Here is a 16,012-nt window from a genome sequence, read left to right as displayed (position 1 = left end):
ATAAAATGCAAAATACTGACTATGCCGCCTTCGCTTCAATTTATGAAAAAGGCGGCAGTCAGATTATGTGGCGTCGCATTGTGGCGGATTTGGAAACCCCGATTGGCACCTATTTAAAGTTGGCTGCGGGGCGCAAAAACACCTTTTTGCTCGAATCCGTCCATGGCGGTGCAACCCGCGGTCGATATTCAATGATCGGACTAGAGCCAGATCTCATGTTCCGTATTCGGAACGGCAAAGCCGCAGTCAACCGCAATCCCAAATTCGCCCCGGATGCATTTGATGAAATGAACGGTGCACCGCTCGATGCATTGCGCGAAATTCTAGCAGAATCCGCCCTGGAGCTCCCCATTGATCTGCCGCCAATGTCAGCAGGTATTTTTGGTTATCTGGGCTATGACATGGTGCGGGAAATGGAAGACATTCCCGACACCAACGAAGACACGATTGGCGCGCCTGACGCTTTGCTGATGCGCCCTTCGCTTCTGGCTGTGTTTGATACGATCAAAGATGAGCTCTATTTCGCCACGCCCGTGCGCCCGCAGGATGATGTGACCGCACAAATGGCTTTTGAAGCCGCCAATGATCGGTTGGACGATGCCACACAACGCCTCAACCAGCGTGTGCAGCGCGGCGCACCAGAGGACATGGCAACGGCGCTCGATTTCCAATCCAACACCTCACCAGACGAATTCAAAGAAATGGTCGCCAAGGCCAAAGACTACATTGTCGCCGGTGATGTTTTTCAGGTGGTCCTGTCGCAGCGCTTCACCGCAGATTTTACGCTGCCCCCGGTTGCCTTCTATCGCGCCCTGCGCCGCACCAATCCGTCACCCTATATGTACTTTTTGGATTTCGAGGGCTTTGCCATCGCTGGCTCCAGTCCTGAAATCTTGGTGCGGGTACAAGATGAAAAAGTCTCGATCCGTCCAATTGCCGGCACCCGCAAGCGGGGTGCCACACCAGAGCGGGATCGGGAATTGGCCGACGAGTTGCTCAGCGATCCAAAAGAGCTGGCAGAACATTTGATGCTGCTGGATTTGGGCCGCAACGATGTTGGCCGCGTTGCTGAAATCGGCTCGGTCGAGGTCACCGACCAATTCTTTCTCGAATATTATTCCCACGTCATGCACATCGTCTCCAATGTGGAAGGCAAGCTCAAAAAGGGCCTCGACAATATCGATGCACTTGCTGGCGGCTTTCCGGCGGGCACAGTTTCCGGCGCACCAAAGGTTCGCGCCATGGAAATCATCGACGAGTTGGAAAAACACCGCCGCGGTATCTATGCCGGGTGTGTGGGTTACTTCAGTGCCGATGGTTGGATGGATACCTGTATCGTCTTGCGCACTGCCGTAATCAAAGATGGCAAAATCCATGTGCAGGCAGGCGCAGGCATTGTAGCGGATAGCGATCCGAAACTCGAGCAACTAGAGTGCGAAAACAAAGCACGTGCGTTGGTCAGCGCGGCGCATGAAGCCCTGCGTTACGCCGATGAAGCGGAGATTGGCCAATGAGCAATATTCTCGTCATCGATAATTACGACAGCTTCACCTACAATCTGGTGCACCTGATCGGTTCAATCGATCCCGATATTGAGGTCCACCGCAACGACAAAATCACCCTCGATGAAATCGCCGAAAAAATGCCAAAGGCAATTATCCTGTCGCCGGGCCCCAAAACGCCCGATGAGGCCGGTATCTGCCTCGATGTGGTGGCACGGTTCGGCGGTGAAATCCCCATCTTCGGTGTTTGCCTCGGCCACCAATCAATTGGCCAAAACTTTGGCGCAAAGGTGGTGCGGGCTTCCAGATTGATGCATGGCAAGACCAGCAAGGTGCGCCACAATGGTGAAGGCATTTTCAAAGGCCTGAACAGCGATGGCATCGTATCCACGCGCTACCATTCGCTCACACTTGACCCGGACACCATTGGCGATAATCTCGATATCACCGCCAAATCTGACGACGGCATGATTATGGCTGTGGCGCACAAAACGCTGCCGATCCATTCGGTGCAGTTCCACCCGGAGAGCATTGCTTCGGAAAGCGGCACACAAATGATCGCCAATTTCTTGGAGCTTGCTGCCGAGTTCAACAATAGTCCGAAAAAATCATAATCGGCGAGGATGCAAAAATGAATATTAAGGCCATTTTGAATAAACTTGCTGACGCTCAAGATTTGACCATGGACGAAATGCGCGCCGCCATGAATGTGATCATGTCCGGTGAAGCTACCCCTTCGCAAATTGGCGCTTTTTTGATGGGCCTGCGCGTTAAAGGCGAAACGGTGGAAGAAATCGCTGGCGCCGTCTCAATCCTGCGCGAGAAAATGACGCGCGTGGAGGCCCCCGATAATGCCATCGACATTGTGGGGACGGGCGGCGATGGCGTCGGCACTTACAATATTTCAACCGCAGCCAGCATCATAGTTGCCGCCAGCGGCACACCTGTGGCCAAGCACGGCAACAAAGCCCTCTCGTCGCGTTCTGGCAGCTCAGAAGCGCTGCAAATGCTCGGTGTGGAGCTTGACCTTAAGGCCGACCAGATCGGTCAGTGCATCAAAAAAGCGGGCATTGGCTTCATGTTTGCCCCCAATCACCACGCAGCTATGCGCTTTGTTGGCCCGTCGCGGCAGGAAATGGGCGTGCGGACGCTTTTCAACATTCTCGGGCCACAATCAAACCCAGCCGGGGTAAAACAATATTTGCTCGGCGTTTATGATCGGCAATGGGTGCGTCCGGTCGCGGATGCATTGCTGAAAAATGGGGCCACCTCCGCTTGGGTCGTGCATGGCAGCGATGGCCTAGACGAACTCACCACCACAGGGCATTCATATGTTGCCGAAATCAAGGATGGTGAGGTGCGCGAATTTGAAGTGAACCCGGAGGATGGCGGGCTTCCCATCGCCAAGCTTGACGATTTGCTCGGCGGCACACCTGAGGAAAATGCTGCCGCGATGCGCAAACTATTTGACGGTGAAAAGTCAGCCTATCGCGATGTGGCACTGTTTAATGCCGCTGCGTCCTTCATTGTCACAGGCCAAGCCGATAACCTTAAAGACGGCGTCAAACTGGCGGCACAATTGGTGGATAGTGGCAAGGTGAAAGAAAAATTGGCGCAATTGATCGAAGTTTCAAACGGAGTGGCGCAATCGTGAGCGTAGATATTCTCAAAAAAATCGAACTTTATAAGCGCGAAGAAGTTGCTGCCGCCCAAAACCTGAAATCCATGGCCGAACTTGAAGCCATTGCCAAAGATCAATCGGCACCGCGCGGTTTTTTATCGGCGCTCAAGGCCAAAAAACAGGCAGGCGAAATCGGCTTGATAGCCGAGATCAAGAAAGCCAGCCCATCTAAAGGCTTGATCCGTGAGGATTTCAACCCGCCTGCCCATGCCAAAGCCTACAAAGCTGGCGGCGCAGCGTGCTTGTCGATCTTGACGGACACGCCCTCTTTTCAAGGCTCGCCGGACTTTATGATCGAAGCCCGCGCCGCGGTTGATCTGCCTGTGCTGCGCAAAGACTTTATGTTTGAGCCCTACCAGATTGCCGAAGCTCGCGCGTGGGGGGCAGATTGCATTTTGATCATCATGGCCGCACTCAACGACGATGACGCCTTGCGTCTCACCGAGGCAGCCCTTGATTGGGGCATGGATGCCCTAATCGAAGTGCATGATGCGGAAGAATTGGACCGCGCGCTCAAGCTGCCATCCAAATTCATTGGCATCAACAACCGCAATTTGCGAACCTTTGAAACCACATTGAACACCACCATTGAGTTGGCGAAAAATGTGCCGGACGAATGCCTGTTGGTCAGCGAAAGCGGCATTTTCACCCACGACGAGGTGCAAATGTTGAGTGAAAAAGCGGATGTCAGCACATTTTTGGTCGGTGAAAGCCTGATGCGTCACGACGATGTGGAAGCCGCCACCCGCGCGCTTTTGTTCGGAGGGGCCTAATGGCTAAGGATCGCCTTACCCATCTCAATGAGCAAGGCGAGGCCAACATGGTCGACGTGAGCGGCAAAGCGCCAACATTGCGCCGCGCAACGGCTCATTCATCCATCACCATGTCACAGGCGGCGTTCGATGCTGTCAAAAAGGGCGACCTGAAAAAGGGGGATGCCTTAGGCACAGCGCGCCTGGCAGGCATTATGGCAGCAAAGAAAACATCGGATCTGATTCCGCTTTGCCATCCGCTCATGCTCAACAAAGTTGGGGTGGAAATCACACCTGCCGACGATGCACCGCGGTTTGATATTTCAGCCACCGTGTCCGTGGAAGGCAAAACAGGGGTCGAGATGGAAGCCCTCACCGCCGCCAGCGTCACAGCCCTCACCCTTTATGATATGGCCAAAGCGCTGGATAAGAGCATGGTGATCGGGCCGACACAATTGATGGAAAAAAGCGGCGGCAAATCCGGCGATTTCAAAAGGGATTAAAATGGCGCAACTCAAACCAGTTGATGAAGCCCTAAGTGAAATTCTGGCGCACGCCAAACCAATCTCAGGCGAAATAATTGAGTTGACGCAGGCGTCCAACCGTACGCTTGCCGAACCAGTTGTGGCGCTGACCAGCCAACCACCTTTTAATGGTTCCGCCATGGATGGCTATGCACTCAAGGCAAGTGATGGCACCAAAGGTACCGTTTTGAAAAATATTGGCGTGGCCGCAGCGGGCACACCGTTTGATCGTCCCTTGGCCAATGGCGAATGCGCCCGCATCTATACGGGCGGCGAACTGCCTCAAGGGGCGGACAGTGTAATCATGCAGGAAAAGGTCACCATTGAGGGTGATCAGATCACATTGCAAGATGATGTGGCAGACGGCCAAAATGTGCGCTTGAAAGGCAATGACTTTGCCAAAGATCAAACCATTGCGAGGGCAGGAAAATGCCTCAATCCATTTGATATTTCGCTCATTGCAGCCGCAGGCCACGGCCAAATCAAAGTCACCCGAAAGCCGAAACTGCACATTCTGGCAACGGGTGACGAGTTGGTGCAGCCCGGCCAACCGCTTGAACAAGGGCAGATTTATGCGTCCAACGGTTTTGGCCTCACACCTTTGTTCGAGTTGGCAGGCGTCACCGTCCAGGATTTTGGCGTTGCGATTGACGAACAGGCAAAACTGGAAGCCAAACTGCAAGCAGCTTTGCAGGATGAACCTGATATTTTGGTCACCACGGGCGGCGCCAGCGTTGGCGATAAAGACTATATGTTGGCTGCCTTGCAGGCCATCGGTGCCGAGATCGATTTCTGGCGTATCGCCGTTCGCCCCGGCAAACCGCTTATGTTTGGCCGTTTAGGGAAAACCCTAATTTTTGGTCTACCAGGCAACCCTGTCTCGGCTTTGGTTACAGCAACCGTTTTTGTGCGTCCCGCAATTGCAGCTTTATCAGGACAAGCTGCCGATCCAAAGATCGTGCAATTGCCGCTGGCTGACCAATTGCCGAAAAACGGCCCCCGACAATTCTATCGCCGAGCACGACTGACCACCTATAAGAGCGGTCTAGCAGTTGATCCAATTCTTGAGATGGACAGCGCCCACCTCTCCTCATTGTCACAATGTGATGGATTTATCGTTCAGGCACCATTTTGCGAAGGCAAGCAAACTGGCGCTTCAGTCGATTTTATGATGCTACCTTGGGCATTATGAGATTTTGACCAGATCATCGGCCGCATCCTTATTCATTAGATCGGCGCGCATGGACCGTCCTCTGCCGAGTTCCTTGGCCCGATAGAGCGCCTGGTCGGCACTGCGAATAACCATATCAGCGGTTTGGGCATCATCAGGCCACCAGGCCACACCAACACTGGCACCCACGTAAAGCTCTAAATCCTCAAAACAGATTTTGTCGCTGATCCGCTCAATCACGCTGTCGCAAAGCATCATGATGCCATCCTTGTCTGCAGCATCATCAAGCAGCGCGATAAACTCATCACCCCCAAGACGGGCCACAATGCCACGATCGCCAATAACTTCTTCAATGCGACGCGCCACAGTCCGCAACACTTCATCACCAGCATGGTGCCCATAGGTATCATTCACGGGCTTAAATCGATCCAAATCGATGCACAGCACGGCACAGGTCCCCAAATGATCTTCACCAATTTTGGTTTGCAACGCTTTGTCAAAGCGATTTCGGTTAGGCAGTTGGGTTAAGCCATCATGCTCTGCTAGATAACGGTTCCGCGCCTCTGCTTTTCGGGTGCGATAGACCTGGCGGGCATAAGCGATCGTCACGCCGAGCATCACCAACGTGATCACAAACAACATGGCCCCAAGCGCGGGCAAGGACCGGGCCCAAATGCCATTGGACGGCGGCACGGAATTCCAGCTGATAAAAACATTCTTATTCGCATAGCCAGAATTTATCGTCACCAGATGCATCTCCGATGCAGGCGGTTGCAATGACACGCGAAATTCTTTCAGTTCAATCTCGCGCCCATATTCGGCGATCCGTTGCGCAGTGAACGGACGGAAAGTAACCAGAACATGCGGTGTCTCGTCCAACAACACCATCACGCCATCCGGGATAATCGCTTGGGCAATCACAATGCCGATCTCACCATCAATTTTGCGAATATCATGGGCATAAAGAACCGGGTCATCGCGAACTGGGTCACCTTCAATGCGGTACGCGCCAGCCTCTTCAATTCGCCGTTCCATATATTTGTCTTGCGCGTGCGTCACAAGGTCCTGCACTTGCGCAAAAAATGCCTCCCCCTCGCCGCGCATGGTGAACAACTCGCCTTTGGCATGAAGCAACATCTTGCTGTCCGGTGAAACCAACATCGAGCGATCAATGCCATATTCGATTGGGAACCAACCCAACATCGCATCTGCAAAGAACACGCGATCGAAACCTTCACTGAGCGCGACAATGGTGGTGTCCCACCACGAAACTTCAGACTGCCGCTGGGCCACATCGCTAATTTCGCTCTCAATCATATTCAAGGCTGCGCGTTTTTCTGCTGCCAATTTCAAATCATTGGCCGCGTTGCCTGAAACATTAAGCACAAATAAACTTGAGATAACAAAAGCAATCACCAGCAACACAAAGGCGGCAAAGATACCGCCGATTGAAAATACGATTCTACTTGGATGTCGTTTGTTCACGCTCGCCTCAAATCAGGATTTGATGTAGCGCCAGTTTGCCTTGATCAGTTTGCTTTTGAATTAACATCTCCTAATCGTTGCACTCAGGGTTAATGAAACGAAACTGCGCAAACCCCAGTGTTTCTGGGCTTTTCGACCGCAAGCTGTGTTCACCTTCTTGAAACAGACAATACACATGCAAAAAATCGCAAATAAACAAATTTGCAAATCATTCGCAACACTGTTGCGAACGCTTCTCAATTGCATTATAGCTTGTATAAATCGAATCCAATATATTCAGAGAGTTTCAAATGCAAACCTTGCTAAAACTATTGCCTGCCCTCGCCCTGTCGACAACGCTCACGACGGTCGCCGCGAATGCAGATGATAAATTCAAAGCCGTAACCACCTTCACCGTCATCGCAGATATGGCCGAAAATGTTGCTGGTGATCACGCCGAAGTGGTGTCCATCACCAAGCCCGGTGCGGAAATCCATAACTACCAACCAACACCAAAAGACATCATCAAAGCGCAAGACGCCGATTTGGTGATCTGGAATGGCCTCAACCTCGAATTGTGGTTTGAACAATTCTTTGAGAATTTGAGTGATGTGCCAAGCGTCGTTGTCACTGATGGAATCGAGCCCATGGGGATTGCGTCAGGTCCATATTCGGGCAAACCCAACCCCCATGCCTGGATGTCGCCGTCCGACGCCATGATCTATGTCGACAATATTGCCAAGGCATTTGCTGAGCACGATCCAGACAATGCCGCGCAATATCTCGAAAACGCTGAAAACTATAAGGCAGAGATTGAAGCTGTGGTCGCCCCAATCCGCGAAAAGCTCAAAAGCATCCCGGATGAAGAGCGCTGGTTGGTCACCTCTGAAGGTGCATTCAGCTATCTGGCGCGCGATTTTGATTTGAAAGAACTGTTCTTGTGGCCCATTAACGCCGACCAACAAGGCACCCCCCAACAGGTGCGTGAGGTGATCGATCAAGTCCGCGCGAACAATATCCGCGCTGTCTTTTCAGAAAGCACAGTCTCCGACGCGCCAGCCAAGCAAGTTGTGCGCGAAACCGACGCGCAATATGGCGGCGTTCTTTATGTGGATTCGTTAACTGATGACAGCGGTGCCGTGCCCACCTATATTGATCTCTTAAAAGTCACCACCAGCACAATTGCTGAAGGCCTTACCCAATGAATGATATGCGCGCTTTGGCCAACGGTGGCATAAACGTCAAAAATGTCACCGTTACCTATCGCAATGGCCACACGGCCCTAACCGATGCCAGTTTTGAAATCCCACAAGGCACCATCACGGCTCTTGTGGGGGTCAATGGCTCTGGCAAATCCACATTGTTCAAAGCAATCATGGGCTTCGTGCCGATTGCCGAAGGCTCGGTCAAATTACTGGGTAAAAGCGTGCAAGAAGCCTTGCGCGAAAATCTCGTTGCCTATGTGCCTCAAAGTGAGGAAGTGGACTGGGATTTCCCCGTCCTTGTCGAAGATGTGGTCATGATGGGCCGCTACGGCAAAATGGGCTTTTTCCGCATTCCCAGCAAACGGGATAAGGAAATGGTTGATGTGGCGCTTGATCGGGTCAATATGGCCCAATATCGCAAACGTCAGATTGGCGAACTATCTGGCGGCCAGAAAAAACGGGTCTTTTTGGCGCGCGCATTGGCGCAAGAAGGCGAAGTGATCCTGCTGGACGAGCCTTTCACTGGCGTCGATGTAAAAACAGAAGACACCATCATTAAACTGATGCGCGACTTGCGGGCCGAAGGCAAAGTGATGCTGGTGTCCACCCACAATCTGGGCTCGGTGCCTGAGTTCTGCGATCGAACGGTGCTGATCAAAGGCACGGTCCTTGATTATGGCCCAACGGACGAAATCTTCACCCAATCCAATCTGGAAAAAACCTTTGGTGGCGTGTTGCGTCACTTTGTGTTGGGCGGTTCCGATCTGCACGATGATGAGGATACGCGCCAGTTTGCTGTCATCACCGATGATGAGCGTCCCTTGGTCCTTTATGGCGAAGAGGACAAGATGCAAACCCAAACCAAAAACACGGATAAATCAGATGATTGATCTGTTGCTCGAGCCTTTTTCCTACGGATATATGCGCAACGCCATTTGGGTCACAGGCTTGGTCGGGGCGGTCTGTGCATTTCTAAGCGCCTATCTTATGCTCAAGGGCTGGTCGCTGATTGGCGATGCCCTGTCTCACTCCATCGTGCCGGGGGTGGCTGGCGCCTATATGTTGGGCCTGCCATTTTCGGTTGGCGCATTCTTTTCCGGCGGCCTAGCGGCTGCAGCCATGTTGTTTCTGAATCAGCGCACCAAATTGCGCGAAGATGCAATCATCGGCTTGATCTTCACATCCTTTTTCGGCTTGGGCCTATTTATGGTGTCGTTGTCGCCAACCTCGGTCAATATCCAAACCATTGTCCTGGGCAATGTGTTGGCCATTACACCGGCCGACACGCTGCAACTGGCCATTATTTCCGGGGTCACTTTGTTGGTCATGGGCACAAAGTGGAAAGACTTTATGGTCGTGTTTTTCGATGAAGACCACGCCCGTTCAATCGGTTTAAAACCTAACCTTCTCAAAATCGTGTTTTTCACGCTTTTGAGCGCCGCCACCGTTGCCGCGTTGCAAACAGTGGGTGCGTTTTTGGTGATCGCGATGGTCGTGACTCCAGGGGCAACTGCCTATTTGTTGACCGACAAATTCCCCACCTTAATCTGGCTGAGCATCGCCATTGGCGCCCTCACCTCAATCATCGGCGCCTATAGCAGTTATTTCTTGGATGGAGCCACAGGCGGCATCATCGTCGTGCTGCAAACCTCCTGTTTCCTTACCGCCTTCGTCTTCGCCCCGAAACATGGCCTGCGCGCGCAACGCGCCCGCCGCAACGCCGAGGTGAGCTCATGATGGAATGGTTTGACACGAGCATGATGGCTTTCCAATTTCCGTTTATGCAGCGCGCCTTTGTCATCTCGATCTTGGTGGCGATTCCCGCAGCGTTGCTATCCTGCTTCTTGGTGCTCAAGGGCTGGTCATTGATGGGTGACGCCATTTCCCATGGCGTCCTGCCGGGCATTGTTTTGGCCTATATTTTGGCCATTCCATTGGCCATCGGCGCCTTTGTGGCGGGTATGATTTGTGCGCTTGGCACAGGTTATCTCAAGGAAAACAGCCGCATAAAAGAAGATACCGTTATGGGTGTCGTATTCTCCGGCATGTTTGCCTTGGGCCTGGTGCTATACACAAAAATAGAAACGGATGTGCATCTCGACCACATCCTGTTCGGCAACATGTTGGGCACCAGCAATGCTGACCTGATGGAAACCGGCATCATTGCGCTGACCTTGACCATCTTGGTGATCGCACGTTGGCGTGATCTAAAGCTCTATGTGTTTGATCCGCAGCACGCGGCTGCGATCGGCCTGCCTGTGCGCTGGTTGCATTATGGCTTGTTGGCTGCGATCTCGCTGATTGTTGTCGCCGCGCTAAAAGCTGTCGGCATTATTCTGGCCATCGCAATTCTGATTGCGCCAGGCGCAATCGCCTATCTGCTCACCCGCAAGCTCGGCCCGATGCTGATCATCGCCACTTTGGTTGCCATATTCAGCGCTTTCTTCGGGGTCTTTTTAAGCTTCCAATTGGATAGCGCACCTGCGCCCACCATCGTGCTGGTCATGACGGCCCTGTTCATCTTGGCCTTTTTCTTCTCCCCATCGGCCCAACGGGCACGCCAAATCACCAACGAATAAGGGGGCCGAAGCCCCCTTTACGATTACAGCCCGATATCTTTTCGGATATGCGCGCTCAAATCTTCAACATTGCACCGGCGAACCCTTTTTGCGTCCGCACGGCTGACGACTTGACGCCGGTTGAAGATTTGGCGCCAAGCCAAACCTAATCGCTCGAAAAAGTTGAGAGTTAAAGCATGTTGTTTTTTCATGTTTCCTGACAAACGCGCAGCCGCGTTCGTTCCCCAAAATTGGAGTTAAAAGATGCGCGAAAGCGTGCGGAAACCCGCGCGAAAACGCACGATTAGAGATGAGTCCTCGGACGCAAAAAAGCGCCTAAGAAGGGTTGGTGTTGATCGAATGACAGCGAGGACGCAGTCTGAACGTCCTCAAAGGACGTCGGTTATTTGGAAACCGGCGTATTTCGCGCCGGGGTGCTGATTAGCGTATGATTATGGCTCATAATATCCCCTTTGCAGTTGCGGCACCGGGATGGCGCCTCAGTTAGAAGTTACAGCATCGCTCATACGCCCATGATTTCAAAATGGCAATAGAGGGTGCGACACTTTGTACATCAAATCCACCGCCGTTGCATTATTGCAACATTAGGCGCCATCGCGCTGGATTACGGCCCCAAGAATAAGGTCATGTAATCATGAAGAAAATCAGTGTGAAAACCAAGGGGCTTGCAGAACATACAAAGAACGGTTATTGTTGTTCAACATTTGTTCCGATTCTAAAAAAGGAAGTCCAATGCTGACCCGCAAGCAACATGAGCTGTTGATGTTTATCCATGAACGGATGAAAGAAAGCGGCGTGCCCCCCTCTTTCGACGAGATGAAAGATGCGTTGGATTTGAAATCTAAATCGGGCATCCATCGATTGATTACTGCCCTGGAAGAGCGCGGGTTTATCCGCAGATTGCCCAATCGTGCCCGCGCGATGGAAGTGGTGCGGTTGCCGGACAGCATGAACCCCTCTCTTGGCGGCAAGAAATCTAAGTTTGAACCAAGCGTCATTGAAGGCACGCTTGGCAAATCGCCTGAGCCGCGTCCTTCACAGCCTGTGCATGAGGATTCACAAGCGCCCGTGCATGTACCCGTCATGGGGCGGATTGCTGCTGGTGTGCCGATTGAGGCCATTCAAACCCAGTCACACACGATCGCCGTTCCGCCTGAAATGCTTGCTGGTGGCGAGCATTACGCGCTGGAAGTGCGCGGCGACTCGATGATTGACGCAGGCATTTTCGATGGCGACACCGTTTTGATCAAAAAGCAGCAAACCGCCACCAATGGCGAAATTGTTGTTGCGTTGGTGGATGGTGAAGAAGCGACCCTCAAGCGGCTACGCAAGAAAGGCAATTCTGTTGCCTTGGAAGCGGCAAACGAAGCCTATGAAACGCGGATCTTTGGACCAGATCAGGTAGCGGTGCAAGGTCGCCTGGTGGGGCTGTTCCGCAAATATTAAGCCAGGTCGCTGGACCAGGTGTTGGTGCTAATGTTTCACCCGCCATGGACGATGGGCATCTGTCACACTGTGTTTGATCTGAATGTGACCATCATCACCAAAATATAGCGCCGCATTCCCAAGGCGGCGCACATCCCAATTGCGCACCAGATGACTGCCTGTGCTGCACTTTTGATATAAATAGTCTTGCTCGATGATCAAATCGACCAACCCGCAATCCTCGATAACAGCAGCCCTTTGTCGGGCAAACAAAACAGTTTGCCCTTCTGGCATATGAACGACGCACCCCTGCTCATCGCAATTTCCCGCCAACTCCTGCTGCGCGAGATCAACACCCAACCATTCCGCCCAAACCCGTGTCGTGAAATTATTGCCAATCCGATCAATTTGCGCCCACTGCCCCTTATCTGTTTTCACAAATGCCGAGCGCGTTTGGCCCGAAACCAAAATATCAGGCGTCGCCGCCGTGCCGAATAGGCTAATCACCATGCCGGCCACTAGGGGCGGCACAAAGCGCCAAGCCGATTTGGCAATCAAAAACATCATCAATGCAACGCCACAAAGCGGCAACACCCAACCCGCCAAAGGCGCAACATAGGTCCAATCGCCCCCAAGATTGGTGAAAAACCGTGCGATGATGATGACATAATCGATCCCCAATCCCGCCAATGCCAACACGGGCAACTCCAAGCCGAATGGCATAAGAACGCAGGCAAAAATCAGCGCGGGCAAGATGAAAAACCCCACCAAAGGCACGGCAATTAGATTGGCAAACAAACCAAAGGGCGCAAACTGGCTGAAGTGCACCGCCGCAATTGGCGCGGTCGCAATACCAGCCACCAAGCTCGTAAGGCTGAGCCCGCCCAGAAACTGGGCCCATTTGGGCCATTTGCGCGAATGAGCTTGTCCTTTACTCCATTCATAGACCCCCACCAACGCCCCTACGGCCGCAAATGAGAGCTGAAAGCCCGGCTTAAACACCTCATTTGGATAGAGCAAAATCATCGCAATGCATACCAGTGCCACATTGCGCAATGTAATGGCACGTCGTCCCGTAAGCACCGCCACAAACGCCACGATCAACATGATGGTCGCGCGTTGTGTCGCAATGTTCGCGCCAGAAATACCAAGATAGAACGCTGCGGCACCCATGGCCGCAACGGCGGCAATTGATTTGGCGGGCATTTGCGGCGGGAACAGTGGCAAGGCGAGCACGAACCTGATGCCGAGAAACGCGCCCCCCGCCACCAGACTTAGATGCAAGCCGGAAATGGCCAGCAGATGTGCAAGTCCACTCACGGCGATTTCGTCACGCAGTTCAGGTTCAATGGCAGATTGATCGCCAATAATAAGCGCCCGCGCAATTGCCGCATCCTGAGGTTTCATGCCGGAACTGAACCGTTGCGCAACCCCTTGCCTCACATCGAAAATGAAATTCTGAACCAGCGACCACGCCGTTTGCTGACCATCGGACAAAACAACAGGATCCAAAGTACTGCCATAGGCCCCAATGCCATCAAAGAAGCCGTGAAATTGAGGATCATATCCACCCGGATAAACCGGTTTTGGCACCGGAATAAATCGGGCTCTGACCTCCAATTGATCGCCGATTGCAGGTTGGCGGGCAGGTTCAAAGTGCTTTTGCGCAATTGTTAGGCGAACAAACCGAACATCATCCAAGGCGCCGGGGCGCATAGAGCCCAAATCAACCACCGCGCGCAGGTTGCCGTCTGGTCGCAATTCGACCTGCCGAATTTCCCCATTGATCACACCTGCGCTGGGATAGGCCAACAGCGGCGTGCCGCGCATCACAGCACTGGCCGCCATCAAAGCGATGCCAAAGGCGACTGCCCCGGCCAGAAAGAGACAATTGCGAAGAACAATATTGCGCCGCGTCAGCACCGCCCCGCCAAAAAGCGCAAGGCATAATAGTCCATAAAGCCAATATGGCGGCTCAACGGAAAGCTGCGTGTAGATGCAAATGCCAAGGATCAAGGCAAAAGGCAGCAAGACAATGCGGCGGCGTGCAAAATCGACGCCGTCAACAAGGGGTCGGGCAACCGGGTGGTTATCCGAAGAAAATCTTGGTTGTTTCCCCTGCCGCCAGAACAGTTTGTCTATGGCGGCGTTGCGGGTTGAATATGGCTCAAAATCAATATCTTTAAGTGACACGCAACATCCCGATCTTGCGCAATTCTTCACCTATGGTACACAGGCAAGCAATTTTCTCCAACTATTCCAAAATGAGTGCTTCATGAGCAAACAAATCATCACCCGCTTTGCCCCCTCTCCCACAGGCTTTTTGCACATTGGCAATGCCCGCACGGCCTTGTTCAACTGGGCGCTGGCCAAGTCCTTGGGCGGCCAAATGCTGTTGCGCATTGAAGATACGGATAAGGAACGCTCTACTGAGCCGGCCATCCGCGCCATCATTGATGGTTTGGATTGGATGGGCCTTGATTATGATGGCGAACCCATCATGCAATCGGAAAATATTGGCCGTCACAAGGAAGTCGCCCAACAATTGCTGGACGCTGGCCACGCCTACAAATGCTATTGCACCGCGGATGAACTGAACGAAATGCGGGAAAAAGCCCGCGCGGAGGGTCGCAACGCGTTTTATGATCGCCGTTGGCGCAACAAAACAGACGCAGACGCGCCGGCAGGTCAACCTTATGTGGTGCGCATTAAAGCGCCACTTGAAGGCGAGATCGTCATCGACGACAAAGTGCAAGGCAAAGTGACGTTTAAAGCCGAAAACCTGGATGATTTCATTATCTTGCGGTCAGATGGTTCGCCAATCTATCAATTGGCCGTTGTGGTTGATGATCACGATATGGGCGTAACCCACATTTTGCGTGGAGATGATCACCTGACAAATGCGGCCCGTCAGACCGTCATTTACAATGCCATGGGCTGGGACGTTCCGGTGATGGCACACACGCCGCTGATCCACGGCCCAGACGGCGCAAAACTGTCAAAACGCCATGGCGCACTCGGCGTCGGTGAATATCGCAAGATGGGCTACTTGCCTGAGACCATCCGCAACTATTTTGCCCGCCTCGGCTGGTCACATGGCGATGAAGAAATCTTCAGCTCTGAACAGTTCATTGAATGGTTCTCATTTGAAGGATTGAACAAGGCAGGTTCTCGCATGGATTTTGCCAAGCTGGAAAACCTCAATGCCCACTACATCAAAGAGGCTGATGACAAACGCTTGTTTGATCTGATGGTTGGCCTGACGGACGAATTGAGCTTTGAGGTACAAAAGGCGGGGCTGCTTGCCCATGAGGAAACAGTGTTGCGGGCGCTGCCTTTGCTCAAACCTCGTGCCAAAACAATTCTTGATCTGATTACCGGCGCTGAGTTCATTTTTGCCCAACGTCCGCTACAGTTCGAAGAAAAAGCCCTTAACGCACTTGATGATGATTCAGTAGAAATGCTGCGTGCGCTTCAGCCAGAATTGGCTGCAATTGAAAATTGGGATCACGACACAATAAACGATGTGATGCGCGGATTCGCAGATGCAAAAGAGCTGAAATTTGGCAAGGTCGCGCAACCATTGCGTGCGGCGCTTACCGCAAAAGCGGCATCGCCTGGCTGTTTTGATGTGCTCGAATTGTTCGGAAAAGACGAGAGCTTGTCGCGCCTTAAAGAGACAACTGGCGTATAAATACCTAGCCTTCTG

At 52.6% G+C, this 16,012-nt stretch carries 14 protein-coding genes; 12 read left to right on the top strand and 2 right to left on the bottom strand.

The window, feature by feature from the left end:
- The first annotated feature begins 5 nt into the window (after window positions 1-5).
- From trpE to MXMO3_RS10270, 6 genes are read left to right on the top strand one after another with little or no spacing between them, the layout of a single operon-like run.
- Window positions 6-1,514, top strand: a complete 1,509-nt coding sequence (gene trpE / locus MXMO3_RS10295; RefSeq protein WP_117395811.1) for an anthranilate synthase component I — start codon at window positions 6-8, stop codon at window positions 1,512-1,514.
- Window positions 1,511-2,116 (top strand): anthranilate synthase component II, encoded by a 606-nt coding sequence (locus MXMO3_RS10290; RefSeq protein WP_117395810.1) that lies wholly within the window; start codon window positions 1,511-1,513, stop codon window positions 2,114-2,116. Before trpE ends, MXMO3_RS10290 begins: the two co-directional genes overlap by 4 nt.
- 17 nt (window positions 2,117-2,133) lie before the next feature.
- A complete protein-coding gene (gene trpD / locus MXMO3_RS10285; RefSeq protein ID WP_117395809.1) occupies window positions 2,134-3,156 on the top strand; it encodes an anthranilate phosphoribosyltransferase in 1,023 nt (340 codons plus the stop codon).
- Window positions 3,153-3,956 carry an indole-3-glycerol phosphate synthase TrpC gene (trpC, locus tag MXMO3_RS10280; protein WP_117395808.1) on the top strand — a complete coding sequence of 268 codons (804 nt, stop codon included), beginning with the start codon at window positions 3,153-3,155 and terminating at the stop codon, window positions 3,954-3,956. Before trpD ends, trpC begins: the two co-directional genes overlap by 4 nt.
- Entirely contained in the window at window positions 3,956-4,438 is a 483-nt protein-coding gene (gene moaC, locus MXMO3_RS10275; RefSeq protein ID WP_117395807.1) for a cyclic pyranopterin monophosphate synthase MoaC, read from the top strand. The genes trpC and moaC overlap by 1 nt, the downstream gene beginning before the upstream one ends.
- Window position 4,439: 1 nt before the next feature.
- Window positions 4,440-5,651 carry a molybdopterin molybdotransferase MoeA gene (locus MXMO3_RS10270; protein ID WP_117395806.1) on the top strand — a complete coding sequence of 404 codons (1,212 nt, stop codon included), beginning with the start codon at window positions 4,440-4,442 and terminating at the stop codon, window positions 5,649-5,651.
- On the opposite strand, the gene MXMO3_RS10265 is transcribed toward MXMO3_RS10270, so the two are convergent.
- Window positions 5,646-7,115 (bottom strand): GGDEF domain-containing protein, encoded by a 1,470-nt coding sequence (locus MXMO3_RS10265; protein WP_117395805.1) that lies wholly within the window; start codon window positions 7,113-7,115, stop codon window positions 5,646-5,648. The genes MXMO3_RS10270 and MXMO3_RS10265 overlap by 6 nt on opposite strands.
- Before the next feature lie 290 nt (window positions 7,116-7,405).
- On the opposite strand from MXMO3_RS10265, the gene MXMO3_RS10260 reads away from it, so the two are divergent.
- The 5 genes from MXMO3_RS10260 to lexA all read left to right on the top strand — a co-directional run bounded on the left by MXMO3_RS10260 (window position 7,406) and on the right by lexA (window position 12,324).
- Window positions 7,406-8,299, top strand: a complete 894-nt coding sequence (locus MXMO3_RS10260) for a metal ABC transporter substrate-binding protein (protein ID WP_117395804.1) — start codon at window positions 7,406-7,408, stop codon at window positions 8,297-8,299.
- Complete coding sequence (locus tag MXMO3_RS10255) at window positions 8,296-9,189, top strand: manganese/iron ABC transporter ATP-binding protein (RefSeq protein ID WP_027835289.1); 894 nt, start codon at window positions 8,296-8,298, stop codon at window positions 9,187-9,189. The genes MXMO3_RS10260 and MXMO3_RS10255 overlap by 4 nt, the downstream gene beginning before the upstream one ends.
- Window positions 9,182-10,036 carry a metal ABC transporter permease gene (locus MXMO3_RS10250; RefSeq protein WP_027835288.1) on the top strand — a complete coding sequence of 285 codons (855 nt, stop codon included), beginning with the start codon at window positions 9,182-9,184 and terminating at the stop codon, window positions 10,034-10,036. Before MXMO3_RS10255 ends, MXMO3_RS10250 begins: the two co-directional genes overlap by 8 nt.
- Complete coding sequence (locus tag MXMO3_RS10245) at window positions 10,033-10,878, top strand: metal ABC transporter permease (protein ID WP_027835287.1); 846 nt, start codon at window positions 10,033-10,035, stop codon at window positions 10,876-10,878. Before MXMO3_RS10250 ends, MXMO3_RS10245 begins: the two co-directional genes overlap by 4 nt.
- A gap of 732 nt (window positions 10,879-11,610) precedes the next feature.
- On the top strand, window positions 11,611-12,324 hold the full coding sequence (gene lexA / locus MXMO3_RS10240) for a transcriptional repressor LexA (protein ID WP_117395803.1): 714 nt from the start codon (window positions 11,611-11,613) through the stop codon (window positions 12,322-12,324).
- A gap of 27 nt (window positions 12,325-12,351) precedes the next feature.
- On the opposite strand, the gene MXMO3_RS10235 is transcribed toward lexA, so the two are convergent.
- Window positions 12,352-14,496, bottom strand: coding sequence for a ComEC/Rec2 family competence protein (locus MXMO3_RS10235; protein ID WP_117395802.1), 2,145 nt, complete (start codon window positions 14,494-14,496; stop codon window positions 12,352-12,354).
- An 82-nt stretch (window positions 14,497-14,578) separates the two neighbouring features.
- On the opposite strand from MXMO3_RS10235, the gene gltX reads away from it, so the two are divergent.
- Window positions 14,579-15,997, top strand: coding sequence for a glutamate--tRNA ligase (gene gltX, locus MXMO3_RS10230; RefSeq protein WP_117395801.1), 1,419 nt, complete (start codon window positions 14,579-14,581; stop codon window positions 15,995-15,997).
- Window positions 15,998-16,012 lie beyond the last annotated feature (15 nt).

Source organism: Maritalea myrionectae, assembly GCF_003433515.1.
Classification (GTDB): Bacteria; Pseudomonadota; Alphaproteobacteria; order Rhizobiales; family Devosiaceae; genus Maritalea; species Maritalea myrionectae.
This window is presented reverse-complemented; position numbering and strand designations above follow the sequence as displayed.